This window comes from Sphingomonas trueperi (assembly GCF_040545665.1).
GTDB classification, from domain to species: Bacteria; Pseudomonadota; Alphaproteobacteria; order Sphingomonadales; family Sphingomonadaceae; genus Sphingomonas; species Sphingomonas trueperi_B.
In genome coordinates this window covers 77581-102762 of record NZ_JBEPMH010000005.1, presented here as the reverse complement: position 1 = coordinate 102762, position 25182 = coordinate 77581, and the positions used below count along the sequence as shown (strand labels likewise).

The window sequence follows — 25182 nt, the reverse complement described above, 5'->3', positions numbered from 1 at the left end:
CTGACTTCGATCGGCTGCATCGTTGATCCGATTGATCAGCGGCTTTGGATCCGCCGATTGATCGACAATCCGATCCCGCGCTTGCGCCACGAGCCCGGCAACGTCCCGCGGCAACTGCTGTGCGCGTAACGTTGTGGGGGCAGCGACGATGAGGAGTAGCGGAACAGCACGAGCGAGCAGGTGCCCGATGCGGTTCACGCGCGGGTCCACGAACTTCCCGACCGGAGAAACACCGGACGGCTGGCCATGGTCTCGGCCAGCTGGTCCTGCTCGCCGAGATAGGAGCAGAGCGCCGGGAACGGCACGGGACGGGAGATCAGATAGCCCTGCACGAGGTCACAGCCCATCACGCTCAACAGGGCAAGCGCCGCCGGCGTCTCCACGCCTTCTGCAGTCACCTCCATCTCGAGCGCATGGGCGAGATCGATCGTCGACCGCACGATCAGCGGATCGCGGTGGCTCGAGGTGAGCTGGGTGATGAACATCTTGTCGATCTTCAGCTCCTTGGCGGGGAGCTGCTTGAGATAGGCCAGCGAGGACAGGCCCGCGCCATAATCGTCGATGGCCAGCACCACGCCGTGATCGGCGAAGCGCTGCAGGTGGCGGATGGCGCTCTCCGGATCGCGGATCACCGCGGTCTCGGTGATTTCGAAGCCGAGCTTCGCCGCCGGATTGGCGGTGATGATCTCGCAGACCTCGTCGATGAAGCCCGCATTGGCGAGCAGCATGCCCGAGATATTAAGGAACAGCGGGATGTCGTGCCCCAGCGCGGCAAGCCGGCGCTGATCGGCGATCACCTGGCGCAGCGTCCATAGCGTCAGTGGGCCGATCAGGCCCGAATCCTCCGCCGCGGCGATGAAGTCGCCCGGCATCACCAGGCCGCGCTCGGGATGCTGCCAGCGGATCAGCGCCTCGGCGCTCGACACCTGCTGCTGGCGGACGTTGATCTTGGGCTGATAGTGGAGGAACAGCTCGCTCGCCGCGATGGCGCGCGGCAGGTCGGCGATGAGCGTGAGGCGGTCGATCGCGTGATCGGCAAGCGAAAGATCGATCATCTCGAAACCGCCCGCCTCGCCCGCACGCTCCAGCGCGATTTCGGCGACCTCGAGCAACCGCAGCGTGTCGCCCTCCTCGGTAGAGGCGCAGGCGGCGCCGATGGCGAATTCCAGCCGCACCTCGGGCAGGGCCTCGCGCTGTTGGGTATCCAGCGCACGACGGAGCGTCTGGAGGCGGGCCGTGGCCTGTTCGCGATCCGCTGCGGCAATATGAAACTCGATGAGGTCACGGCCGACGCCGACGAGGTGCACACCGGCAGCCTGCGCGACGATTCGTGCTGCCAGCGCCTCGGCAGCGAAATGCAGGCCATTTTTGCCGAGGATGCGGCGCGCTGTCTCGAAATTGGTCACGCGGCACAACGCCGACACGTTCAAGCCCTGGCTCACCGAATGCCCTCCCGCCGCCTGTTCGGCCACACACCGAATAAAGGACAGATTCGCGAAAAACTACTGGCTGATGCGGAAACCAGCCAAAAACCGGCATTTTTCGTGATTTATGCTGCCTGCCGGCCCCGACCTGCCCCTCGCGAACGCGCCCCGAACCGTTGGAGAGACAGGATTACGAAAAGTGATTGAAGAAAAGGTAAACAGGAACTTGCATATCTGCGCAGCTCTCACCCTCCGCAGAATCCCCGATTGCGGAAAAGTAAATTTTTCATTAACGAAATGACTTGCGCGGAACAGCGCAGAAATGGGAGCCAAAAAAATGACCTTCTTCACCCTCTTCTTCCGTGATGGCGTCGGCGGCACCGAGATCCGCCCGCTCTGAATTCAATCCTTTGGACGCTGGCGGCGCCACGTCGCCGGCCGACATTAACTAGGAAAAAGGCCTGCCCCCGCAGGCCTTTTTCTTTTCTGGCCAACGCCCTGACGCAATTGCTGCACTGCGGTGGGTTGCGGTCGCGGCAGGTTCGGTTAAGAGCCTTTGCTGACCGCTGGAAACAGCACTCTCGGCACAGGGGAAAATCGTGCGCATTGCGATGATCGGCACGGGCTATGTGGGCCTGGTATCTGGAGCCTGCTTCTCGGACTTCGGCCATGAAGTCATCTGCGTGGACAAGGACGCGCGCAAGATCGAGCTGCTCCACCAGAATGTGATGCCCATCTACGAGCCTGGGCTCGACGCGCTGGTCGCCAGCAACGTCAAGGCGGGCCGCCTTTCCTTCACCACCGACCTCGCCGAGGGCGTGAAGGATGCCGATGCGGTGTTCATCGCCGTCGGCACCCCCAGCCGCCGCGGCGACGGCCATGCCGATCTTTCCTACGTTTTCGCCGCCGCGCGCGAGATTGCGGAGAACCTGACCAAGCCGAGCGTGATCGTCACCAAGTCCACCGTGCCGGTGGGCACCGGCGACGAAGTCGAGCGGATCATCGCCGAGGTCGCACCCGATAGCGGCGCCAAGGTCGTCTCGAACCCCGAATTCCTGCGCGAGGGCGCGGCGATCGAGGACTTCAAGCGCCCCGACCGCGTCGTCGTCGGCACCGATGACGAATTCGCCCGCCAGGTGATGCGCGAGATCTACCGCCCGCTCTCGCTCAACCAGTCGGCCCCCGTCCTGTTCACCGGCCGCCGCACCTCTGAGCTGATCAAGTACGCCGCCAACGCCTTCCTGGCGGTGAAGATCACCTTCATCAACGAGATCGCGGACCTGTGCGAGCAGGTGGGTGCGGACGTGCAGGAAGTGTCGCGCGGCATCGGCATGGACAATCGTATCGGTGGCAAGTTCCTTCACGCAGGCCCCGGCTATGGCGGCTCGTGCTTCCCCAAGGACACGCTGGCGCTGATGAAGACCGCGGCCGACAACGAGACGCCGCTGCGCATCGTCGAGGCGACGGTGCAGGTGAACGACGCCCGCAAGCGCGCCATGGGCCGCAAGGTGATCAAGGCGATGGGCGGCGACGTCCGCGGCAAGACCGTCGGCATCCTCGGCCTGACCTTCAAGCCGAACACCGACGACATGCGTGACGCGCCGAGCCTCTCGATCATCGCCGCGCTGCAGGATGCGGGCGCGACGGTGAAGGCCTATGACCCCGAGGGCGTCGAGCAGGCCAGCAAGATGCTGACCAACGTCGAGTTCGTCGAGAACCCCTATGCGGCGGCCGAAGGCTCCGACGCGCTGGTGATCGTGACCGAGTGGGACGCGTTCCGCGCGCTCGACCTTACCCGCATCAAGAACAGCCTCAACGCGCCGGTCCTGGTCGATCTGCGCAACATCTATCCGCCGGCCGAGCTCGAGCGCGCCGGCCTGCAGTATACCGGCGTCGGCAAGCCGAGCCGCGACTGACCCGCTAACCCGCCCCCGCCGCAGGATCGGCCGGGGGCGGGTATGCCGCGCTAAACATTTACTAGATCGCACGAGCCCCAAGGGCTTTTTACATGCCCTTCCATGCTGCAAACGAGCACCATGGATTCCGTGACCGCGTCGCCCGCCCCGCTGACCCATCTCCAGCGGCTCGAGGCCGAGAGCATCCACATCCTGCGCGAAGTCGTCGCCGAGGCCGAGCGCCCGGTGATGCTCTATTCGATCGGCAAGGACAGCGCGGTGATGCTCCATCTCGCGCGCAAGGCCTTTTACCCGGCCCCCCCGCCCTTCCCGCTGCTCCATGTCGACACGACCTGGAAGTTCAAGGCGATGTACGAGCTCCGCGAGCGCTCGGCCAAGGCGGCGGGGATGGAACTGCTCGTCCACCAGAACCCGGAGGCCAAGGCGCGCGGGATCAATCCGTTCGACCATGGCGGGCTGCACACCGACTTGTGGAAGACGGAAGGGTTGAAGCAGGCGCTCGACAAATATGGCTTCGACGCGGCCTTTGGCGGCGCCCGGCGCGACGAGGAGAAGAGCCGCGCCAAGGAGCGCATCTTCAGCTTCCGCACCGCCAGCCATCGCTGGGACCCGAAGAACCAGCGGCCCGAGCTGTGGCGGCTCTACAATGCCCGCAAGGCCAAGGGCGAGAGCATCCGCGTGTTCCCGCTCTCCAATTGGACCGAGCTCGACATCTGGCAGTATATCCTGGCCGAAGGCATCGAGATCGTGCCGCTCTATTTCGCCGCGCCGCGCCTGACGGTGGAGCGCGACGGCATGCTGCTGATGGTCGATGACGAGCGCTTCCGGCTGCACCCCGGCGAAGTGCCGGTCGAACGCTCGATCCGCTTCCGCACGCTCGGCTGCTACCCGCTCACCGGCGCGGTGGAGAGCACGGCAGACACGCTGGAAACGGTGATCCAGGAAATGCTGCTCACCACCACCAGCGAGCGCCAGGGCCGCGCGATCGACCACGACCAGGCCGCCAGCATGGAGAAGAAGAAGCAGGAGGGGTATTTCTGATGACCGCCTACCGCCCCGACGCGCTGATCGCTTCCGACATCTCCGCCTATCTCGAGCTGCACCAGCACAAGTCGCTGCTGCGCTTCCTCACCTGCGGCTCGGTGGACGACGGCAAGTCGACGCTGATCGGCCGGCTGCTCTATGATTCGAAGCAGATCTTCGAGGATCAGCTCTCCGCGCTGGAGAACGATTCCAAGCGCGTCGGCACCCAGGGCCAGGCGATCGACTTCGCGCTGCTGGTCGACGGCCTCGCCGCCGAGCGCGAGCAGGGCATCACCATCGACGTCGCCTATCGCTTCTTCGCGACGGAGAAGCGCAAGTTCATCGTCGCCGACACGCCCGGCCACGAACAATATACCCGCAACATGGTGACCGGCGCCTCGACCGCCGATCTCGCGGTGATCCTGATCGACGCGCGCAAGGGTGTGCTGACCCAGACCAGGCGGCACAGCTTCCTCGCGCATCTGCTCGGCATCCGGCACCTGGTGGTGGCGGTGAACAAGATGGACCTGGTCGACTATGACCAGGCGGTGTTCGAGCGCATCGTCGACGACTATGCCGAATTCGCCCAGTCGATCGGCATCCAGGATTTCACGCCGATCCCGATCTCGGGCTTCCAGGGCGACAATGTCACGACGCGCAGCGATGCGATGCCCTGGTTCGACGGCCCGGTGTTGCTCGATCATCTCGAAAGCGTCGAGGTCGATGCCGACATCGATCGCATCAAGCCGTTCCGCATGCCGGTGCAATGGGTCAACCGGCCGAACCTCGACTTTCGCGGCTTTGCCGGGATGATCGCCAGCGGCACGATCAAGCCGGGCGATCCGGTGCGCATCCTACCCTCGGGACGCACCAGCACCATCGCCCGCATCGTCGCTATGGGCGGCGACAAGGAGCTGGCGGTCGCGGGGGAATCAGTCACCCTCACCCTCGCGGACGAAGTCGATTGCTCGCGCGGCGACGTGATCGCCACGGCCGATGCACCGCCGCAGGTTGCCGATCAGTTCAAGGCGACGCTCGTTTGGATGGACCCGGCCGAGCTGCTGCCCGGCCGCGCCTATTGGCTCAAGCTCGGCACCCAGACGGTCAGCGCGGTGATCCGTGCGCCCGAATATGCGATCGACGTCAACACCATGGCGCGCGCGCCCGCCAAGACGCTGGCGCTGAACGACATCGGCGTGGCCGAGGTCGTCACCGATCGCGGCCTCGTGTTCGAGCCCTATGCCGAGAGCCACGATCTCGGCGGCTTCATCCTGATCGACAAGCTGACCAACGCCACGGTCGGCGCCGGCATGCTCGATTTCGCGCTGCGCCGCGCGCAGAACGTCCATTGGCAGGCGGTGGAGATCACCCGCGAGGCCCATGCCCAGCAAAAGGGCCAGCAGCCGCGCCTGCTGTGGTTCACCGGCCTGTCGGGCTCGGGCAAGTCGACGATCGCCAACCTGGTCGAGAAGAAGCTGCACGCGCTGGGCAAACACAGCTTCCTGCTCGACGGCGACAATATCCGCCACGGGCTCAACCGCGACCTCGGCTTCAGCGATCAGGACCGGGTGGAAAATATTCGCCGTATCGGCGAGGTTGCAAAGCTGATGACCGATGCCGGGCTGATCGTGCTCACTGCTTTCATCTCGCCCTTCCGCGCGGAACGGGCGATGGTGCGCGCGCTGCTGCCCGATGGCGAGTTCTTCGAAATCTTCGTCGATACGCCGATCGAAGAGGCGGAGCGCCGCGACGTGAAGGGGCTCTACAAGAAGGCACGCGCCGGCGAGATCGCCAATTTCACCGGCATCTCCAGCCCGTACGAGCCGCCGCTGGCGCCGGAGATCCGCATCGACACCACCCGCACCTCGCCCGAGGAGGCGGCCGAGCAGATCGTCGAGGCGATCATGGGCGTGTGGAGCCCGATGCTGTGAACGACGCCCAGCTCGCCCATGCCATCGCCGAGGAAGCCGGCATGCTGCTGCTCCGAATCCAGGGCGAGTGCGCCGGCGGCGCGCGCGGCGACGAGGAGGCGAATGCGCTGATCCTCGACCGGCTGCGCGCGGCGCGGCCCGACGACGCGATCCTGTCCGAAGAATCCGCCGACGATCCCGTCCGCCTCGGCCGCAGCCGGGTGTGGATCATCGACCCGCTCGACGGCACCCGCGAGTTCGCCGAGCGGCGCGAGGACTGGGCGGTGCATGTCGCGCTCGCCATCGACGGCACGCCCGCGGTGGGCGCCGTCGCCCTGCCCCGGCTCGGGGTGACGCTTGCCAGCGACACGCCCCCAGCCCTCGCCCCCGCGCAGCAGCCACCGCGCATGCTGGTCAGTCGCACCCGCGCCAGCCAGCTCTGCGCCGAGGTCGGCAGCTCGATCGGCGCGGTGCATGTCGGCATGGGCTCGGCGGGCGCCAAGGCGATGGCGGTGGTGCGCGGCGAGGCGGAGATCTATCTGCATTCGGGCGGCCAGCATCAGTGGGACAATTGCGCGCCGGTCGCGGTCGCGCTGGCGGCGGGGCTGCACGCCTCGCGCATCGATGGCAGCCCCATCGTCTACAACCAGGCGAGCACCAGCGTGCCCGATCTGCTGATCTGCCGGCGCGAATGGGCCCAGCCCGTGCTGGCGGCGGTGGCTGACTGCAATCTATTGGATCGTTGAGAAAGCGTTACGGAGAAACCCGGATCGGACTCCACCCGAATGGCCGGGATCGGGCCGCGCGGCTATCTAGAGGGCATGCGAACGGCAGCGCTTCCCCCCGCTCCCTTCGCCGGTAACAGCGTATCGGCCAGCCCTGAACTGACGCAGGGCGCAGCCATTTTGGAACAAGTCGGCGTTCCACGACCGATCCCCCCAGTGGGGCGCCGACTTGTTTTCCGAGTGAGAGTACTGCTTGCGCATGACAGGCCGGTCCGCTTCCCTCCCTTGGCGGACCGGCCTTTTTGTTCAGAACGCGTAGGACAGGTTGAGCATGTAGGAGCGGCCCACCTCGACATAGCCGCCCTTGCGATCCACCGAGAGCAGCGCCTTGCCGACACCCGCTGTCGCCCAATAGCTGTGCGAATTCAGCAGGTTCTGCACCGATACGCCGGCGGTGAGATGCTGGTTCACCGTGTAGCTGAGGATCGCGTTCATCGTGGAGACCGGCTGGACGTAGGTGTCCGGCTGCGACGAGCGCAGGTCGTACAGCTTGTTGCCGGTATAGTTGTAGTTCAGCGCGGCGTTGAAGCCGCCATGCGCCCAGAACAGCTCGGTGTTGAACATCACCTGCGGCGCCTGCGGCATGCGCTGGCGACGATAGCCGTTCGAGACATACACCGTCGCATCAGCCCGCTGCAGCGTGACATTGCCCTGGAAGCCCAGGCCGTCGAACAGGCCCGGCAGGCCCTTCAGGCTGTACCGTGCGAACAGTTCGACGCCGTAGACGCTGCCCTTGCCGCTGGTGTCGAGCGTCTCGATCTCGACGCCGTCGGGCGAGAGCTGGCTGTTCGGCGAGGTCCATACGTTGAGATCGCCGGTCGCGTTGGTCGAGCCGGTCGAGAACATCACATGGTTCAAGCGCTTGTAGTAGAGCGAGGCCGAGAACAGATCGGTGCCCGCGCCCTTGTGCTCGATCGAGGTATCGACGTTCCACGCTTCGACCGCGTCGAGATTGGGGTTCGGCACGAAAATCGAGGTGATCTTGCCGCTGTCGTCGCGCGAGACGCTGGTCGGCCCGAGCAGCAGGTCGAACGCCGGGCGCGAATAGCTCTTGCGTACCGAGAAGCGATACACGGTGTTTGCGCCCGGGCGATAGGAGGCGACAAGGCTCGGCAGCCACTCGTCATAGCTGCGGGCGCTGGTGGTGAAGCCCGACGTCTTGCCATTGTCCTGCCAGTAGCGGCCCTGGAACCAGTTGTGCTCGTAGCGCAGGCCCGGGGTGATCGTCAGGCCGCCGAACGCGAAGTTGGCGAGCACATAGCCGCTGGCGCGATGCTCCTTGCCGTCGAGGCGGTTCTGTTCGAGCAGCACCGGATCGATGCTGGCGAGCTTCGACAGCGACAGCTTGGCGTTCTGCGCCTCGATCCAGGCGTGATCGGGGATGTAGAACGGCACCTGCACGTCGTTCATGAACCCGTTCAGCCGCTTGCCCGGCACCGCAGTGAGCTTGGTGATGTTCGGGTCGGTGGCGGTGAAGTCATATTCGAGCGCGCCGTCGTCGCCGAGGCTGTTCGAATAGCGCTTGGAGGCTTCGTACTTGCCGCCCGCCTGGATCGAGGAGAGCCCGCGATCACCGAACTTCCAGGTACCGTCCAACCGGCCCTCCAGCTTCGATTCCCATGAATCCTCGAACTGCGCCGTGGTGTAGGCCTGGGCGAAATTGTCGAGATTGGTGATCGTGTTGCGGGCGTCGTCGGTCAGCACCACCTGGGGGTTGGTGCGGTCGGCCAGGCCGGTGATCAGCTTGTAGGTCGCCGGGCCGGTCGCGTTGGTGCCGATATAGGTCGGGCTGCCCCACTTGGCCTGGATGCGCAGCGGATAGCTGGTCGCGCCGCGCGAATAGGCGCCGTTATAGTCGAGCGTCAGGTCGCCCAGCCGGCTCTCGCCGCCGATCTTGGTGCTGAACAGCCGCTGGTTGCTGTGCTCGGTGCGGAAGTAATTGGTGCCGCCAAGGCCGTACAGCGCCAGATAGCCCGCCGCGTCATAGTTGGAGCCGAGCGGGTTGGACGGATTCGGGTTGGTCTGACCTGCGGTGAGGCTCACGCTGCGCGCGGCGGTCTGGTCCATCCAGTTCTTCAGGCGGTATTCGCCGTAGGTGGTGCGGGCGTAGAGATCAGTGCTGTCGCCCTTCCATTCCAGGTTCACCGTGCCGCCGAAACGCTCGATCTTGTTCTGGAAGATGTTCCACTCGACGCCCACCGGCACCGCATTGGCCAGGTTGTCGCGCACCGCACCCGGCACATTGCCGTTCTGCTTGGTGTAATCCTTGTGGATCGCGACCGACTCGCTGAAGATGTTCTTCTTGCCGTAATAGCCCGAAGCATAGACGCCGAAGTTGCCGAACTGCTGCGCGGTTTCGAGCGCGATCGTGCCGCCCCAGGGGTCCTGGTCGCGGGCGGCGGCGCGGCCGGCGATCTGGCCCTGCGCACGGATCTGGAAATGGTGCGCGCCGAAATCGAACGGCGAAGCGGTGCGCAGGTCGATCACGCCGGCGATGGCGTCGCCGTCCTGCGCCGCGGTCGGCGCCTTGTCGACGCGGACTTCGGAGAGCGCGAAGGGCGACAGCAGGTTCATCGAGATGGCGCGGGTGCGCGCATCCGTCTGTGCCAGGCGAACGCCGTCGAGCTCATAGGCGTTGTAGGCAGTGTCGAGGCCGCGGATCGAGAGATACTGTGCCTCGCCGGTCGAAGCAGCGTTGCGCGACTGGTCGACCGAGGAATTCACGCCCGGCAGGCGGGTGAGCAGATCGGCCAGGTTCTGCTGCGGCTGCGCGCGCAGTTCCTCGCCCGAGACGATGGTGACGAGCGAGGCGTTCTTCACCTGCTCTTCCTGCACCGTCTTGATCGCGGCGCGCTGGCCGGTGACGACGATCGTGTCGCCTTCGCGCGTCTGATCGTCGGTATCCGATACCGAAGCCGCGACGGTGTCGTCACGCGGCGTGGCGGCCCATGCCTGGCCCTGTGCGATGAGTGCGACCATGCCCCCGCCCAGGAGCAGCGCGGTGCGCTTGTTCCAGTGTCCCATTGGTTATGTCCTTCGCTGGATATTGGTGCCAGCCTGTTCCTGCTGGTCGCTGCCGCCGCTAGCCGTGGCTGGGGGCAATTCAGCGTAGTGTCAGCGGCAATTTCAATGCGTTGAGATTACAGATTTGCTGCAGTGCGGCATAAAGCGTAGAAATCGTGGAGATAATACCAATTATTAAATTGGTATTCTTTTTCGTCACACAGCTTTCATGCGGACGGGCTAGCATGCGCCGATGATCACCCCTTCTCTCGCGCGCATAGGCGCGGTCACCGCGCTTGCCCTGCTCCCCACCCTTGCCCAGGCAACGACGGCGAAGCCCGCGCATGTCGAGCGGCTGGTGCTGCTGATGCGCCACGGCGTACGCGCGCCGCTCGACGGCGAGGTGCCGCCCGCGACGCGCACCGGCCAGCCCTGGCCGCGCTGGAATGCGCCGGCCGAACAGGTGACGCCGCATGGTGCCGCGGCGCTGCGCGCGCTTGCCAAGGCGGATCGCCGCTGGTTCGCCGCCGCCGGGCTGGTCGCCGCGAACGGCTGCCCCGATCCCGCGGCGCTCCGGCTCTGGACCAACAGCTCGCCGCGCACGATCGCGAGCGGCGAGGCCTATGCGGCGGGCTTTGCGCCGGGCTGCCGGATTCCCGTGGGTCACAGGCCCGAGGGCACCAACGATCCCATGTTCGAGCCGCTTGGCGCCCATCCCGCCGCGTTCGATGCGAGCCGCGCGGTGGAATCGATCAACCGCTACACCGGTGGCGCCGAGGCGCTGACCCGCCGCCATGCCGAAGGGCTCACGCTGCTGGAGCAGGTCCTCGCCTGCCCGGCCGCGCCGTGCAGCCCGGTGGAACCCGCCTTGGTCCGCGCCAGCGCGGACGGCCACGGGATCGACCTCAAGGGCCCGGTCCGCGCCGCCTCGGGCACCGCGCAGGTGCTGATGCTCCAGTATCTCGAAGGCATGCCGCTCGCGCAGGTCGGCTGGGGCCGCGCGACGCCCGCGCGACTGGAGGCGCTGGGCGCGGTCCATGGCGCACTGTTCGACGTGTTCAGCCGCCCGCCCTATATGGCCGCCTTCCAGATGGCACCGACCGTCGACCGCATCACGGCGGACCTTACCAGCGCGACGGCACCCAAGATCGACGTGCTGGTCGGCCACGACACCAATGTCGCGGCGCTGGCGGCGGTGCTGGGCGTATCGGTCAAGGCACCGGGCTTCGCGACCAACGACCCGTCGCCGGGCGGCGGCATCGCCATCGCGCTGGTGCGGGCGCCGAACGGCCGCCAGGCGGTACGCCTCTGGTACCGCAGCCAGGGCGCCGCCGACATGCGTGCCGCGCGGGATCGGACGGTGTGGACGCCGCTACGCCTGAAGGGCTGTGACGAAGGCGCCGAGCACCGCTGCCCGCTGCCGCAGTTCCTCGATCGGCTGGCGACTGCGACGGCGCCGGCGCGCGACCACGGCCCGGGCGCGCGGGACTAGATGGGGTAAACATCCCATTGTCGTGGCGGGCCCATCGCTCGATCCAGCGTGCGGAGATCGCACGCATGACGGCAATGGTTCGCATCCTGATATTGGCCTCGCTTGCCATGGCGTCTTCGCCGGCGGCGCAGGCGCAGCAGCTTTCCGTGGCGGAAGCGCAGCGCCCGCCGTTCGTGCCGACCAATTTCGCGCCGCCGACGCTGGTGAAGGCGAACGGCTTCAAGCTCGTGCCGCTCGGGCCCGCCTTGGTGAAGATCGACTTCGACGCCTACACGTCGTCGATCGAGCACCTTCAGAAAACCTTCACCCGCAGCACCGACTGGCCGCATGCCGGGATCACCGATGCCGAGGCGATGCGCGACATGGAAAGCGAACAGGCACGTTTCCGCAACCGCCAGTCCTTCGCCTACGCCGTGCTCACGCCGGATGGCCGCCGGGAGCGAGGATGCGTGTATGTGTCGCCGAGCCCGATCGCGGGCCATGACGCCGTGGTGAGGCTGTGGGTGACCAAGGCCGAGTACGATGCCGGCTTCGATGCCGAACTCTATGCCTGGGTACAGGCATGGATCGGGCGGGACTGGCCTTTCCGAACCGTCGCCTATCCCGGGCGCGCGATCGCATGGCCAAGCTGGGATGCCGCGATCGCTTCAGGAAAGCGACGCGCGGGAGAATAGCCCGATCGTGTCGCCGCCGTTGCTGGTACGCTCCGGACATGGGATAGCGCGTGGATGGACGCGCCACACAGCTTATCCATCCTTGTTTGGGACGTCGTAGCACCTCTTATTGGCCAACCCGTCTGGGGGGCCAAACAGGGCTATGGGAGTTTCCTCGACCTTGAGTTCGACGCGCCGAAACTGATCGTCAAGGAATGGCAATCAGGCAGCGACGGGCTGCGACGCCAGGCCTATGTGCGCGGGCGCTGGCACATCTGGATCTACTGCTGCGCGTGGCGCTTTACCGCGCATGGCGAACCCGTGGCTTGGAGCGAGGACATCCGGGACATGATTGCCCGCGCGACGGCGATGCTCGACGGACAGAAGTTGAGCGGGCTATCGCTTGACCCGCAAGCCGGCACCTCGCGTTTCACCTTCGATCTCGGGGCGCAGCTCGAGACCTGGCCGGCGGACGACGACCCTACCGTCGAACAATGGTATATCTACGGGCCGGAAAGCGTTTTCGCGTATCGCGCCGATGGCCGCTGTAGTCTCGGGTCCGGCGACACGCCACCAAAGGCAGTGGAATGGTTCGAGCTAGCTTAGCGAACCCTGACTCAGCGCGAACCTGCCGGCACTTCTTGCTTCGACCGCCTCACGCCGCCCGCGAGTACGCCATCGCCCGGTAGCTGGCGAAAAGCTCCTCGAAATGCTGGTCCATCGTCCGCGTGCTGGGCGCATCGGCGATCGCGCGCATGCGGTGGAACATCGGGGTAGTGTCGACGAACTGGGTCAGCGCATCGCGCAGGGACACCGGGTCGGCCGCGCGGTACAGCATCCCCTGCCCCTCGACGAACTGGTCCGCCGCACCGCCTTCGTCGGGCACGATCAGCGGCAGGCCGCTCGCGCGCGCCTCGGCCGCGACCATGCAGAAGGTCTCCGCCTCGCAGCCATGAACCAGCGCGTCCGAGCTCGCCAGCACGCGGGCGAGCTGCTGGCGGTTGCTGGTCGGCTCGAACAACTGGGCGTGCGGGTTGCGGCCGATCGCGGTGATCACCTTGGAGCGCGCGGTGCCGGTGCCGATCAGGATCAGCCCCATGGGGTGCCGCCCCGCCGCCGCCTCGGCCGCCTCGATCACCATCGGCCAGCGCTTCTCCGCCGCCAGCCGGCCGACGCCGATCAGCAGCGTCGCCTCGGGGCCCAGGCCGCAGCTGGCGAGCAGCTCGGCACGCAGCGATTCGTCGCGCAGCGTCGGGCTGAAATAGCCGGGCTCCACGCCCATCGGGATCGTCACCACCTTGGTGAGGCCGCCCTCGGTCAGGCGCCGGGCAAGGTCGCGCCCTGCCGTCACCACCTGGTCGAACCCGTCGTCCAGCCGGCGGAGATGCTGCCAGAAGGAGGAGAATCCCTTGTCAATCGTCTCGCGGTTGGCGATCGTGCCGAACCAGCGATAGGCATAAGCCGCCAGCGGATCGGCGTGCATCACCAGCGATCGCGCCGCCGAACCCTGCCAGCGCGCGACCATCGAGGCGCTGCGCCACGGCGACGAGGCCTCGACGAAATCGGGCCGCCAGCGGTTCAGCGCGGCGTGCAGCGCGGGCTCGTCGTCGAAATAGCGGTAGCGGCGGTCGAGCGGCAGCAGCGGTGCCGGGATGGTCGCGAGGATCGCGCCGTCGCGCTCCTCGAGGATCTCCTCGCGCTCGCCGGGGGCGAGGATGATGATCTCGTGGCCCAGCTTGGCGCCGAGTTCCATCTTGCGACGGACATAGGTTTTCACGCCGCCGCCATAGGGGCTGTAGAAGGCGCAGACGTCGAGGATGCGCATCAATGCGTCTCCAGCAGTTCGCGATATTGGCCGAAGCGGCCGCCCTTGGTGAGCGCACCGAGCGTCTTGTCGATGCTCGTGAGCAAGGCCGGCACGGTGACGTCCCCCGGATGCACGCCGAGCCGCATCGCCGGGCGGCGCGGGAGCAACGTTCGGGCGAGCGCGGCGACGGCCAGCGACGAGGCGATCCGGCTCTTGCTGCGGCTGGCCCAGGTAATCACCGGGCCCTTGGCGAGCACGCGATCCTGCTGCTGCGGCGCCCAGACGCGGAAATGGTCCTCGGCCAATGCGAAGCCGAGGTCGCGCAGCGCCGCGCGGGCACCGTCGCCATAGAGCCAGGCCGGCGCGATGAAGCCGGTGACGGGGCGACCGATGATGTCCTCCACCAGCGCCCGGCCGCGCGTCATGCGATCGCGCGCGGTCGCATAGTCGAGGCCCAGGAACTCGCCCTCGCCTGCGGTCATGTGCTTGGCCTTGAAGCGCGCGCTGGCCGAGGCGTGCTCGGACACGTCCTTGTGGAACCAGCCGTGCAGGAACATCTCGATGCCCGAATCGGCCCAGGCGCGCAGCCGCGTCGCAAACGGGCTGCCGGCGACGAGCGGAGCCGAGCCCCAATGGTCCGGCACCACCAGCATAGCGTAGCGGGGCGCGCCGATATGCCGCAGGAACAGCTCGGAAAGCTGGTCCACCGCGCCCTCGGAACGGGGCCCGACATCGTGGATCGATGCGAGCAAACTGGGGCCTCGGGGCCCTTGGGGGCGGGTGGTTGCGGTCATCCTATCGTTCTTTGCTGCGGGTGCGAGCGATATAGACCGCCGGAACAGGGCGGCAAGCGGGCCGAATTCGGACTTTTTGTAACGCAGTGACGTCAAAGCATCAAACGTCGCCGTTGCGGGCAATCCGCACCATGGCGGCGAGAAATGCGATCGGCCGCCGTCCGGCGACGGCGGTTGGCCGAACTTCTTGGTGGTTTACCCGGTGCCGACGCGCGTGTCCCTTATACTCCGGCATCGGCCACCCCCTGCCGCGGGCCGATGGCGCCGCATCGCCGGAACGGGGATTCTCGAAGACATTCCAGAGCCTTGGAGTCTGCCATGTCTGCCACCGAAACCAGCCTGACCGCCCCTACCCGCTTTCTCGCAGCGGAGAACGGCGTCCGCTATGCCTATCGGCGCTACGGCAAGCCGGGCGGCACCCCGCTCGTGCTGCTGCCGCGCTTCCGCGGCGATCTCGATACCTGGGATCCCGCGCTGCTCGACGCGCTTGCCGACGAACGCGAGCTGATCCTCGTCAACAATCGCGGCGTCAGCAGCACCAGCGGAACCACGCCCGCGACCATCGTCGAGATGGCGCGCGACCTGCTCGCCTTCATCGATGCGCTGAAGCTCACCCATATCGACCTGCTCGGCTTCTCGCTCGGCGGCTTCGTCGCGCAGGAGGTGGCGCTGATCCGGCCCGATCTCGTCCGCCGGCTGATCCTTGCCGCGACCGGCCCGCAGGGCGGGCCGAACATGCATGGCTGGCGCAAGGACATCGCCGATGCCGTCCGCAAGGACGAACCCGGCGCGGCCGAGCTGCTCTACACCTTCTTCAAGCCCACCGAGACCAGCCAGGCGGCAGGCAGGGAATATCTGGGCCGCTTTCTCGCCCGGACCCAGGATCGCGACGTGGCGAGCAGCCTGCAGACCCGCGATGCCCATTACGACGCGGTGTGTGCCTGGGGCGTGGCGGATCACGCCAAGCTGCAACGGCTGCAGAGCATCCGCCAGCCGACCTTCGTCGCCAATGGCGATGCCGATGCGATGATCCCGCCCAGCCTCTCGCACCTGATGGGCGGCCTGATCCCGCAGGCGCAGGTGAAGATCTACCCCGATGCCGGCCATGGCTTCCTGTTCCAGCACCACGCCGAATTCGCCGGCGACGTGAACGCCTTCCTCTCCGCCTGAAGGACATTCCATGATGACGACGACCAACACCACCACGCCGACCCTGGAGACCATCACGGTCGACGGCATTCGCATCCGCCTGCGCAGGGGCGGCGGCACCGAGGGCACGCCGCTGTTCCTCACGGCACCCTACCCGCAGAGCGTCCGCGCCTTCGACAGGGTGTGGGACGCGCTGGCGCCGCTCGGGCCGCTGGTCGCCGTCGACCTGCCGGGCTTCGGCCTGTCCGACCAGAGCGCCCCCCTGATGTCGCCCCAGGCGATGGGCGACTTTCTGCCTTTGCTGCTCGACGCGCTGGGGCTGGATCGGGTGCATGCGATCGTACCCGATGTCGGCACGCTGGCGGCGCTGTTCGCCGTCGCGCGGCACCCCGACCGCTTCGAGAGCATCGTCGGCGGCAGCGGCGGCGTTTCCCTGCCACTGCTGGGCGAACCGCTTCGTCAGATCGTCGAGAGCAGCCATGCGGATTTCGCGGGCGTCGACGGCGGCGAGCAGGTGGTGGGCCTGATCCGCTCCGCCGCGCGCGTGCCGATCGAAGAGGAAGTGCTGGAAGACTATCGCCAGGCCTCGGCGGGCAGCCGCTGGAACGACGCCGCGGCGTTCGTCCGTGCCTATACAAGCGACCTGCCGCGCTTGGGCGCGATCCTGGGCGGCATCGAAACGCCGGTGCTCGTCATCTCCGGCAAGGAGGATCCGTTCGTGCCGACCTCGAACGGCGACTTCCTGGCAGAGCGGCTGCCGCACTCCGTGCACGAGGTGGTGGATAGCGGCCATTTCGTCTGGGAAGACGCCGCGCCGCGCTATGCCGAGCTAATCTTGGGGTGGGTGGCGTCGGGCTACCGTCAGGCCTGAGGGCCAAGGCCGGGTGCACCGCTTTGCGGCTGCGCCCGGCGCTTTTTCCGGACTGCGTCGGGCTTTCCGCGCCCGAGCCGAACCGAGGCAACACCTGCGCCCCTGCCGGCGCACGGGGCTTGCAAGACCTTCAGGGATGCAGCCACCAGCGGATCACCGTAGCGACGATACCGAGGGCGGAGACGCTGAGGGCCCAGATCAGCACCATCCAGCCCAGCCGCTGCCACAGCGGCGCGAGCGGCCGGGCGGGCATCAATGATACCCCTCGGTCACGGTCTTCCCCCGGAACACGTAATAGGCCCAGCCGGTGTAGGCGAGGATCAGCGGCAGGATGAACACCGCGCCGACCAGCATGAAGATCTGGCTGCTCTGCGGGGCGGCGGTGTCCCAGATCGTCAGCGCGCGCGGCACGATATAGGGGAACATGCTGATCCCCAGGCCGAGGAAGCCGAGGCCGAACATCGCGAGCGCGATCACGAAGGGCAGCCGTTCGCGCCCGCGCTTGAGGCTCCAGAAGAACAGGAACGACGCGATCGCCGTCATCAGCGGCACCTGCGCGGTGAACAGCACGCCCGGCATGCGGAACCAGCGGTGCCAATAGTCGATCGCCAGGAAGGGCGTCGCCAGGCTCACGGCCGACAGGGCCAGGATCGTGAGGATGCCGAGGGTGAACGCGAGGCGCCGGGCATGCGCCTGCGTAGCACCGTGCGTCTTGCCGATCAGCCAGCTGGCACCCAGCATCGCATAGCCGATCAGCAGCGACGCGCCGGTCAGCAGGCTGAACGGGGTGAGCCAGTCGAAGCTGCCGCCGGCATAGGCGCGCCCGACGACATGGATGCCCTGCAGCACCGCACCCAGCATCACCCCCTGTGCGAAGGTTGCGACGACCGAGCCGATGCAGAAGGCGAGATCCCAGGCCGGGCGCTGGCGCGGGTCGCGCCAGCGATATTCGAACGCCACGCCGCGAAAGACGAGGCCGAGCAGCATCGCGATCACCAGCGGATAGGTGGCGGGCAGGATCACCGCATAGGCGAGCGGGAATGCGGCCATCAGCCCGCCCCCGCCCATCACCAGCCAGGTTTCGTTGCCGTCCCATACCGGCGCGATCGAGTTCATCGCCTGGTCGCGCTCCGCCCCCACCTTCAGCGTGGGGAAGAGGATGCCGATGCCCAGGTCGAACCCGTCCATCACGACATAGGCGAAGATGGCGAAGGCGATGATGCACGCCCAGACGGTGGCGAGATCGGGATTAGTGAGCATCGCCGCTGACTCCTTCGAACGCGGGTGCGGGGGTGATGCCGGCGGCGCGCTGGGGGATGGCGGCCGGCTCGGTTTCGTGCGGCGCGGGGGGCTTGGCCATCAGGCGCAGCAGGTAATAGGTGCCCGACCCGAACACGATGAAATAGACGATGACGAAGCTGGCAAGCGATGCCGCCACCGCCGATGCCTGGAGCGGCGAATGCGACTGGGCGGTGCGCAGGAAGCCATAGACGGTGAAGGGCTGCCGCCCGACCTCCGTCGTCACCCAACCCGCGATCACCGCGACGAAGCCGGTCGGCCCCATCAGCACGGCCAGGCGGTGGAGCCAGGGCGCGTCGTACAGCTTACGCCGCACCCGCATCGCCAGCCCGAACAGCGCCAGCCCCAGCATCGCGAAGCCCAGGCCCACCATGATGCGGAAGCTCCAGAAGACGATCGGAACCGGCGGGATGCGATCGGCGGGCACGCTGTCCAGCCCGCCCAGCGGCGCATTGAGATCGTGCTTGAGGATCAGCGACGACATCTTGGGGATCTCGATCGCATAGTCGACGCGCTTGGCGGCCGGATCGGGGATACCGAACAGGATCAGCGGGGCACCATGTGGGTGGCTTTGATAGTGCCCCTCCATCGCCATGATCTTCACCGGCTGGTGCTCGAGCGTGTTGAGCCCGTGCTGATCGCCCGCCAGGATCTGCGCCGGGGCGGCGATCGCCACCATCCACATCGCCATCGAGAACATCTTGCGCGCGCCGACATTGCTGCGGTCGCGCAGCAGGTGCCAGCCGCCCACGCCCGCCACCACCAGCGAGGTGGTGAGATAGGCCGCGATCACGACATGGACGACGCGGTAGGGGAAACTGGGGTTGAAGATGATCGGCAGCCAGGATCCGGCGGGCACGAACTGGCCCTTGTCGCTGATCACGAAGCCCGCCGGCGTCTGCATCCAGCTGTTGGTGCTGACGATCCAGGTGGCGGAGATCAGCGTGCCCGTCGCGACCATCAGGGTGGCGAAGAAGTGGAGCTTGGGCCCCACCTTGTTGATGCCGAACAGCATCACGCCCAGGAAGCCGGCCTCGAGGAAGAAGGCGGTCATCACCTCATAGGCCATCAGCGGGCCCACGATCGGCCCCGCCTTGTCCGAGAAGACCGACCAGTTGGTGCCGAACTGATAGGCCATCACCAGCCCCGAGACGACGCCCATGCCGAACGCCACCGCGAAGATCTTCAGCCAGTAGCGATAGAGGTTGGCGTACACGCCGCGCCCGGTCTTCAGCCATAGCGCCTCCAGCACCATCAGGAAGCTGGCCGTGCCGATCGAGAAGGCCGGGAAAATGAAATGGAACGACACCGTGAACGCGAACTGGGCGCGCGCGAGGAGAAGGGCTTCGTCTCCCATGGCAGGAAACCTCCCGAAAAGGGTTGCAGCCTGCCGTAGCAGGCGGAGGGTCGGTCGAACCGCTAGACCAGCGCGATTTTTCGCGTCACGTCGGGCGTAGTAAGCGCATCGAGCAGTCGCAGCGCACGCTCCAGCCGGTCGCGTGGCGTCGATCCGCCGATCGAAATTCTGAGCGCGGGCGGCGCGCTGGCCGGCGCCACCGCGAAGGCGTCGCCTGCCACCACGGCCAGGCCCTGCGGCCGAAGCGCGTTGACGATTTCCGCCGCATTGGCGCCGCCGGGAAGCGGCATCCAGAGATGGTAGCCTTCCTCCTGCGACTGGAAGCTGCCGGGGCGCAGCACCGCGCGGGCGATCGCCTGGCGTGCCTTGGCCTCCGCCCGCACCGCGGCGCGCAGCGTGTCGAAGCTGCCGCTGTGCAGCCAGTCGGCGACGACGGCGACGTTGAGCGGCGGGGCCATCACCGCGGTTTCGTGCAGGTCGGCCGCGAGCCGCCATGCCGCCGCGATGTCGGGCGCGGCGATCCAGGCGACGCGCAGGCCGGGGGACAGTATCTTGGAAACGCTGGCGATGTGCCAGCACCGCTCCGGCACCAGCGCGGCGAGCGGCGGCAGAGTCTCTTCGGGGAGCAGCCCATAGGCGTCGTCCTCGATCAGCTTCAGATCCTGGCGGCGGATCACTGCCGCCAGTGCCTCGCGCCGGGCCAGGCCCATTGTTGCGGTGGTCGGGTTGTCATTGGTCGGGACGACATAGGCCGCCGAAACGCCGTCCGCGCAGGCTTCCGCCAGCGCCTCGGGCACCATGCCTTCCCCGTCGCTCGCGATCACCCGTAGCGTCAGGCCATATCGCCGCGCGACCGCGAGCAGCCCCGGATAGACGAACGCGCCCACCGCCAGCACGTCGCCGGGGCGCAGCTCGGTGCTGATCACCGCGTGTAGCGCGTGCTGGCCGCCGGCGCTGACCAGCACGGTATCTTCCTGGGCGGGGACGCCGCGGCCCTGCAGCAGGGCAGCCCCTGCCGCGCGCGCCAGCGGCATGCCGCCGCGCGGCTGGTAGTGGAACGGCGCGGGTCCGTCCGCGCGGCCGAGCAGGTTCGTCGCCGAGGTGGCGAACGCCTTTTCCAGCTGGCGGTCCGCGGCTTCGGGGGGCGCATTCATCCCGGCATCGGCGGGCTCGGTATAGGGAATGCCGCTGGGCTGGGCGGCCTTGTTGCGCACGAAGCTGCCGCGGCGGCCATCGCCCTCGATCAGCTCCAGCCGCTGTGCCTCGCCGTACGCGCGGGTGACGGTGGTGAGGTCCACGCCCAGCGCCTCTGCCAGCATCCGCTGCGGCGGCAGCCGGTCGCCGGGCTGCAGCGCCCCCGCCTCGATGTCGCGCGCGATCGCCTCGGCGATGGCGAGGTACTTCGGACCCAGGGTTCCGGCGATGTCGGGTTTCCAGCCTTGCATGGTTCGAGGCCTAGCCGATCCCATACAAAATTACAGACGTTGCGCGCATGTCCACCCCTCAATCCCGGTGCTGCGCAAAGCCGTCGCGGCCGCGCAGCGCGGCCCGGGCGACGTCGCCGCGGTCGTGATAGGCGAGCATCGCCTCGCACGGCTCGGCGTCCCAGAAGTCCGGATCGGCATAGCAGTGCAGTGCCCGTTCGAGCAGCGCGACCCGGCCGCTCGCCCGCTGGACCGCGAGCAGGGCGGTGCGCACCTCCAGGAAGTCGTCGCCCTGCCCGCGCGCGACCATGTCGGCCTCGGCCAGCCGCCCCATGTCGACGAGCACCGCCGCGGCGGCCGCGCGTGCGGCCTCGACCTGAGCAAAGGGCGCGGTCACGGCGATCACCCCTCGAACAGGTCGCTGCCGGCGGCGCGGCCGTCGAGCCGGTTCCACAACCGCTCGGTGCCCGCCTCGCGGGCGCGGTTCACATATTGGGAGGCCACCAGCCAGCCCTTGATCGGCCGCAGCGGCAACAGGCTGCCCAACACCATCAGCGGCAGCGAGGTGAACAGGTGGATCCACAAGGGCGGATCGAACGCCACCTGCACCCACACCACCACGAAGGTGAGCGGGAACACGACGATGCACAGCGAGAAGAAGGCCGGGCCGTCGTCCGGCGAGGCGAAGCGATAGTCGAGCCCGCATGCCTCGCACTTGTCGACAACCTTCAGCCAGGAACGGAACATCCGCCCCTTGCCGCAGCGCGGGCACAGCCCCTTCCAACCGCATCGAAGGATCCAGGGGAACGCCGCCTTCGCAGATACCGTCATGACCCAAGCTCCTGAGTCGCCTCATCTGCTTCCATACATAGTGCATGCAATATACATGCACAATCTATTTGGCATCAAATTCATGTGTCGTTTTCTCGCCCGCTTCTGCATGCGTCCAACGCCAGCTCGGAATATCGCCTAATCGCAACCAGCTCGCATCCATACGTGCGTATGTCGAACCTCGACACGGGTGTGCCAGCACAGCGCAGGTATCCGCCGATACGCCCGTATAGAACCGACCGAGCGCCCCCTGCCCTTAGGATCGCCCGGCGCGCCTCTCCGGCGTTGCACCAGGATCCAACAGGGAGAGCGACATGAAGAACGCATCATTGCCCCGGCTGCTGGCCTCCGCCACGGCCCTGCTCGCCGGGCTGGCGGCCCCGAGCCTCGCCGCCGCGCAGCAGACGCCCTACGAACAGATCAACGCCGCCGCCGCGTCGTCGGAGATCACCACCACTCCGCTGCGCGGCGGCGTGGTGCTGCTCCAGGGCTCGGGCGGCAACATGGTCGCGATGCCGGGCCCGGACGGGCTGCTGATGGTCGACGACGGCATCGCGCTGTCCAAGGCCAAGGTGGAAGCCAAGCTGCACGAGATCCAGCCGAGCGGCATCAAGTACGCGGTCAATACGCACTGGCACTGGGACCATAGCGACGGCAATGTCTGGGTCCACGATGCCGGTGCGACGATCATCGCCCAGGCCAATACCGCCAAGCATCTAGGCCAGACGATCCGCGTCGTCGAATGGGGCCACACCTTCGCGCCGCTGCCCGCCGGCGGCCGTGCCGCCATGCTGGTCGCGCAGGAAAGGTCGCTCCCCTATGGCACCGACGTCCTGCGCCTGCGCGCCTATATGCCCTCGCACACCGATGGCGACCTTTCGGCCTATTTCACCAAGGCCGACGTGCTGCTGACCGGCGACACCTATTGGAACGGCCTCTACCCGTTCATCGACTATGTCGCGGGCGGCAGCATCGACGGGATGATCGCCGCCGCCAACGCCAACATCGCGATGGCCGGCGAGAACACGATCGTGGTCCCCGGCCACGGCCCGCTCGGCACCCGCGCGACGCTGGTCGAATATCGCGACATGCTCGTGACGATCCGCGCCAACGTCGCCGCGCTGAAGCAGCAAGGCAAGACGCTGGAGCAGACCATCGCCGCGCAGCCGACCGCCCAGTTCGATGCGAAGTGGGGCCAGATGATCATCAGCCCCGCCCTGTTCACGACGCTGGTCTATCGCGGCGTGTGAAACAGCGAGGCCGCCGCGCCCGGCGCGCGGCGGCCCTTTAGCGCGTCAGCCCGCGTGCTCGATCAGCGCCAGCAGCTTCGCGTCGAGCATCGCGGTGATGCGATCGAGCGCTTCCGAATGACCGCGCCCGATCAGCGCCGAGGGGCGCACCAGCGTGATCCGGGTCTGCGCCGGCCCCACCTCGTCGATCAGCAGTTCTACCGGCGCGAACAGGCCGGCGACCCGGTCCTCGGCGATCATCGTCTCCGCGATCAGCGGGTTGCCGACGAACCAGCGCTCCAGCCGTCCGGGATGGCCGAACAGCTTGAGCCAGGTGCCGTGATCGATCACCCCCAGCACCACGAAGCCGCTCGCGCCCAGCCGCGCCTGCACGGCGCGGCCGAACGCGGCATGATCGGCCGCCTCGGCAGCGAGGACATTCACCTCGTCCGCGCTCAAGCGGCCCAGTTCGGCCGAGAGGCGCGCGACAACGGTATCGAAGCTGGCAGGCACCGTACGATGGAGCTTCTCGCCTTCGAACGGCTCGATGGCGAAGCCGGCGGCGGGGCAGACCTTGGTAAGGGCCTGTAGGGAATCGTCACGCATGGCAAACAGCCTTTCTGCAGGTTCGGAGTGAGGTGATGCCGGCCGGTTCACGCGAACTGCGAGCCGGAGAGATACGCCGCCTCGCCCGCATCGAAATCGGTCGAGCGGCTGACCGCCAGCCATTCGGCTGCAGCCTGCTGCCGCGCGCCATCGGCCTTTTCGAAGACGTGCAGCGCATCGCTGCCGAGCAGCAGGTGCGGCGGCAATGTCTCCTTGCGCGACAGGTCGAAGATCACCCGCGCGATTTTCGCCGGATCGCCGACTTCGTTGCCGACGAACCGCGCCATCATGTCGAGCATCGCGCCAACGGTGGGCTGATAGTCGGGCAACAGGTCGACGGGCTCGCGGTGGGCGGTCGCGCCCCATTCGGTGCGCATGCCGCCCGGCTCCACCGAGATCATCCGCACGCCGAACGGCGCCAGTTCCTGCGCCACCGCCTCGGTAAAGCCGCTGACCGCCCATTTGGCGGCCTGGTAGGCGCCGAGCCCGGGGGCGCCGACCCGGCCGCCGACCGACGAGATGTTGACGATCGTGCCCGCTCGTTGTGCCCGCATCGCCGGCAGGGCTGCGCGGACAAGGTTGACCACGCCGAACAGGTTGGTCTCGATCTGGTCGCGAAAGGCGGACGGGTCGGTCTGCTCGAACGGCGCGATCTGCGCATAGCCGGCATTGTTGACCAGCACGTCGAGCCGGCCGAAGGCGGCGATCGCCGCCTCCACTGCCGCTGCCGCCTGCGCGGCATCGGTCACGTCCAGCCGGAAGGTCTTGAGCGTCTCCGGATAGGCCTGCGCCAGCGCTTCGAGCGCCCCCAGGTCGCGCCCGGTGGCGAAGACCTTGTCGCCCTGTGCGAGCACATGTTCCACGATCGCGCGTCCGAGCCCTTTGGTGCTGCCGGTGATCAGCCAATGTCTAGTCATTGCTACGTCCATCTGGTTCGAGGGGTGCGTCAGCGGGCGCGCGGGGCGCCCCAATAGCCTTCCGGCGCGAACGAGGCGGGTGCGGCCGAACGGCGGGCGAGCAGCACCCGCGCGGTGTCCGCGATCACCAGCCAGGCGCCGGCGAGCAGCGCGACGTCCTTCAGCACCAGCCGGCCCGCGCCGGAGAGATAGGGAAAGCCGTGCTGCGCATCGCCCAGCGCGGGCACCCAGGCCTCGGGCGTGGTCACCAGGAAGGACAGGGTCACGAACGGCGTACAGAAGGCGAGGATCGCCCCCACCAGCCCTACCCGCGCCGAGACCAGCCCGGCCAGCGTCAGGAAGCCGATGATCAGCTCCACCGTGCCGAGCCCGCGCGAGAAGCTGTAGGTGCGGTTCTGCACCTGCCATTCGCGCTTGGCAACGTTCAGCTCGCCCTCATGGGTGAAGTGCGGCTTATAGGCCGCGGGATCCTTGTAGAAGAACGACATCACCGGGCTGTTCGCCACGAACGGGGTGATGCTGTCGGCCTCATAGGGCACGAACTTGAGCGCGCCGATCCACAGGAAGATGATCGCGATGGCGATCTTCATGCTGGCGATACCGATGCGGGTGGAGTTGCCGCTCGCGGCAAGACGCAGGATCTGATCGAAATTCATGACGTAGCTCCTCAGTACGGAGAAAAATGCAGCGAA

23 protein-coding genes are annotated in these 25182 nt (G+C 67.2%); 10 read left to right on the top strand and 13 right to left on the bottom strand.

The window, feature by feature from the left end; translation table 11 throughout:
* Positions 1–194: 194 nt before the first annotated feature.
* A complete protein-coding gene (locus ABIC65_RS16225; RefSeq protein WP_354310138.1) occupies positions 195–1442 on the bottom strand; it encodes a putative bifunctional diguanylate cyclase/phosphodiesterase in 1248 nt (415 codons plus the stop codon).
* Between the two features lie 581 nt (positions 1443–2023).
* On the opposite strand from ABIC65_RS16225, the gene ABIC65_RS16220 reads away from it, so the two are divergent.
* The 4 genes from ABIC65_RS16220 (at position 2024) to ABIC65_RS16205 (ending at position 7019) form a co-directional block, all read left to right on the top strand.
* The gene (locus ABIC65_RS16220) at positions 2024–3340 is read left to right on the top strand and encodes a UDP-glucose dehydrogenase family protein (RefSeq protein ID WP_354310137.1); all 1317 of its coding nucleotides are present in this window, start codon (positions 2024–2026) and stop codon (positions 3338–3340) included.
* A gap of 120 nt (positions 3341–3460) precedes the next feature.
* Positions 3461–4381, top strand: coding sequence for a sulfate adenylyltransferase subunit CysD (gene cysD / locus ABIC65_RS16215; protein WP_354310136.1), 921 nt, complete (start codon positions 3461–3463; stop codon positions 4379–4381).
* Positions 4381–6294, top strand: coding sequence for a sulfate adenylyltransferase subunit CysN (cysN, locus tag ABIC65_RS16210; protein WP_354310134.1), 1914 nt, complete (start codon positions 4381–4383; stop codon positions 6292–6294). The genes cysD and cysN overlap by 1 nt, the downstream gene beginning before the upstream one ends.
* Before the next feature lie 41 nt (positions 6295–6335).
* The gene (locus tag ABIC65_RS16205) at positions 6336–7019 is read left to right on the top strand and encodes a 3'(2'),5'-bisphosphate nucleotidase CysQ (RefSeq protein ID WP_354310402.1); all 684 of its coding nucleotides are present in this window, start codon (positions 6336–6338) and stop codon (positions 7017–7019) included.
* A 285-nt stretch (positions 7020–7304) separates the two neighbouring features.
* On the opposite strand, the gene ABIC65_RS16200 is transcribed toward ABIC65_RS16205, so the two are convergent.
* A complete protein-coding gene (locus ABIC65_RS16200) occupies positions 7305–10082 on the bottom strand; it encodes a TonB-dependent receptor (RefSeq protein ID WP_354310133.1) in 2778 nt (925 codons plus the stop codon).
* Positions 10083–10314: 232 nt separating this feature from the next.
* Here ABIC65_RS16200 and ABIC65_RS16195 point away from each other — a divergent pair, with 232 nt between their 5' ends.
* From ABIC65_RS16195 to ABIC65_RS16185, 3 genes are all read left to right on the top strand, one after another.
* The gene (locus tag ABIC65_RS16195; RefSeq protein WP_354310131.1) at positions 10315–11553 is read left to right on the top strand and encodes a histidine-type phosphatase; all 1239 of its coding nucleotides are present in this window, start codon (positions 10315–10317) and stop codon (positions 11551–11553) included.
* Between the two features lie 74 nt (positions 11554–11627).
* Complete coding sequence (locus ABIC65_RS16190) at positions 11628–12227, top strand: twin-arginine translocation pathway signal protein (RefSeq protein WP_354310401.1); 600 nt, start codon at positions 11628–11630, stop codon at positions 12225–12227.
* A 54-nt stretch (positions 12228–12281) separates the two neighbouring features.
* Positions 12282–12812: a hypothetical protein gene (locus tag ABIC65_RS16185; RefSeq protein WP_354310130.1), complete on the top strand. Its 531-nt coding sequence runs from the start codon at positions 12282–12284 to the stop codon at positions 12810–12812.
* Positions 12813–12861: 49 nt separating this feature from the next.
* Here the strand turns inward: ABIC65_RS16185 and ABIC65_RS16180 are convergent, their stop codons facing one another.
* Entirely contained in the window at positions 12862–14031 is a 1170-nt protein-coding gene (locus tag ABIC65_RS16180) for a glycosyltransferase (RefSeq protein ID WP_354310128.1), read from the bottom strand.
* A complete protein-coding gene (locus tag ABIC65_RS16175; protein WP_354310126.1) occupies positions 14031–14807 on the bottom strand; it encodes a polysaccharide deacetylase family protein in 777 nt (258 codons plus the stop codon). The genes ABIC65_RS16180 and ABIC65_RS16175 overlap by 1 nt, the downstream gene beginning before the upstream one ends.
* Positions 14808–15125: 318 nt before the next feature.
* Between ABIC65_RS16175 and ABIC65_RS16170 the strand changes: the two genes are divergently transcribed.
* Both ABIC65_RS16170 and ABIC65_RS16165 read left to right on the top strand, forming a co-directional pair.
* Complete coding sequence (locus ABIC65_RS16170; protein ID WP_354310125.1) at positions 15126–15977, top strand: alpha/beta fold hydrolase; 852 nt, start codon at positions 15126–15128, stop codon at positions 15975–15977.
* A gap of 10 nt (positions 15978–15987) precedes the next feature.
* Positions 15988–16827, top strand: coding sequence for an alpha/beta fold hydrolase (locus tag ABIC65_RS16165; RefSeq protein WP_354310124.1), 840 nt, complete (start codon positions 15988–15990; stop codon positions 16825–16827).
* 130 nt (positions 16828–16957) lie between these two features.
* Here the strand turns inward: ABIC65_RS16165 and ABIC65_RS16160 are convergent, their stop codons facing one another.
* From ABIC65_RS16160 to ABIC65_RS16135, 6 genes are all read right to left on the bottom strand, one after another.
* A complete protein-coding gene (locus ABIC65_RS16160; RefSeq protein ID WP_354310400.1) occupies positions 16958–17080 on the bottom strand; it encodes a DUF2474 domain-containing protein in 123 nt (40 codons plus the stop codon).
* Positions 17080–18087 carry a cytochrome d ubiquinol oxidase subunit II gene (gene cydB / locus ABIC65_RS16155; protein ID WP_354310123.1) on the bottom strand — a complete coding sequence of 336 codons (1008 nt, stop codon included), beginning with the start codon at positions 18085–18087 and terminating at the stop codon, positions 17080–17082. The genes ABIC65_RS16160 and cydB overlap by 1 nt, the downstream gene beginning before the upstream one ends.
* Positions 18077–19483 carry a cytochrome ubiquinol oxidase subunit I gene (locus ABIC65_RS16150; protein ID WP_354310122.1) on the bottom strand — a complete coding sequence of 469 codons (1407 nt, stop codon included), beginning with the start codon at positions 19481–19483 and terminating at the stop codon, positions 18077–18079. The genes cydB and ABIC65_RS16150 overlap by 11 nt, the downstream gene beginning before the upstream one ends.
* Positions 19484–19545: 62 nt before the next feature.
* Positions 19546–20928, bottom strand: coding sequence for a PLP-dependent aminotransferase family protein (locus tag ABIC65_RS16145; protein WP_354310121.1), 1383 nt, complete (start codon positions 20926–20928; stop codon positions 19546–19548).
* Between the two features lie 58 nt (positions 20929–20986).
* Entirely contained in the window at positions 20987–21304 is a 318-nt protein-coding gene (locus tag ABIC65_RS16140; protein ID WP_354310120.1) for a hypothetical protein, read from the bottom strand.
* Between the two features lie 5 nt (positions 21305–21309).
* A complete protein-coding gene (locus ABIC65_RS16135; RefSeq protein WP_354310119.1) occupies positions 21310–21738 on the bottom strand; it encodes a DUF983 domain-containing protein in 429 nt (142 codons plus the stop codon).
* A 314-nt stretch (positions 21739–22052) separates the two neighbouring features.
* On the opposite strand from ABIC65_RS16135, the gene ABIC65_RS16130 reads away from it, so the two are divergent.
* Entirely contained in the window at positions 22053–22988 is a 936-nt protein-coding gene (locus tag ABIC65_RS16130) for an MBL fold metallo-hydrolase (protein WP_354310118.1), read from the top strand.
* Between the two features lie 45 nt (positions 22989–23033).
* Here ABIC65_RS16130 and ABIC65_RS16125 read toward each other — a convergent pair whose 3' ends face one another.
* The 3 genes from ABIC65_RS16125 to rclC are packed head-to-tail and all read right to left on the bottom strand — an operon-like array spanning position 23034 to position 25146.
* Positions 23034–23573, bottom strand: coding sequence for a DUF302 domain-containing protein (locus tag ABIC65_RS16125; protein WP_354310117.1), 540 nt, complete (start codon positions 23571–23573; stop codon positions 23034–23036).
* 47 nt (positions 23574–23620) lie between these two features.
* Positions 23621–24490: an SDR family oxidoreductase gene (locus ABIC65_RS16120; protein ID WP_354310116.1), complete on the bottom strand. Its 870-nt coding sequence runs from the start codon at positions 24488–24490 to the stop codon at positions 23621–23623.
* Between the two features lie 29 nt (positions 24491–24519).
* Positions 24520–25146: a reactive chlorine resistance membrane protein RclC gene (gene rclC / locus ABIC65_RS16115; RefSeq protein WP_354310115.1), complete on the bottom strand. Its 627-nt coding sequence runs from the start codon at positions 25144–25146 to the stop codon at positions 24520–24522.
* Positions 25147–25182 lie beyond the last annotated feature (36 nt).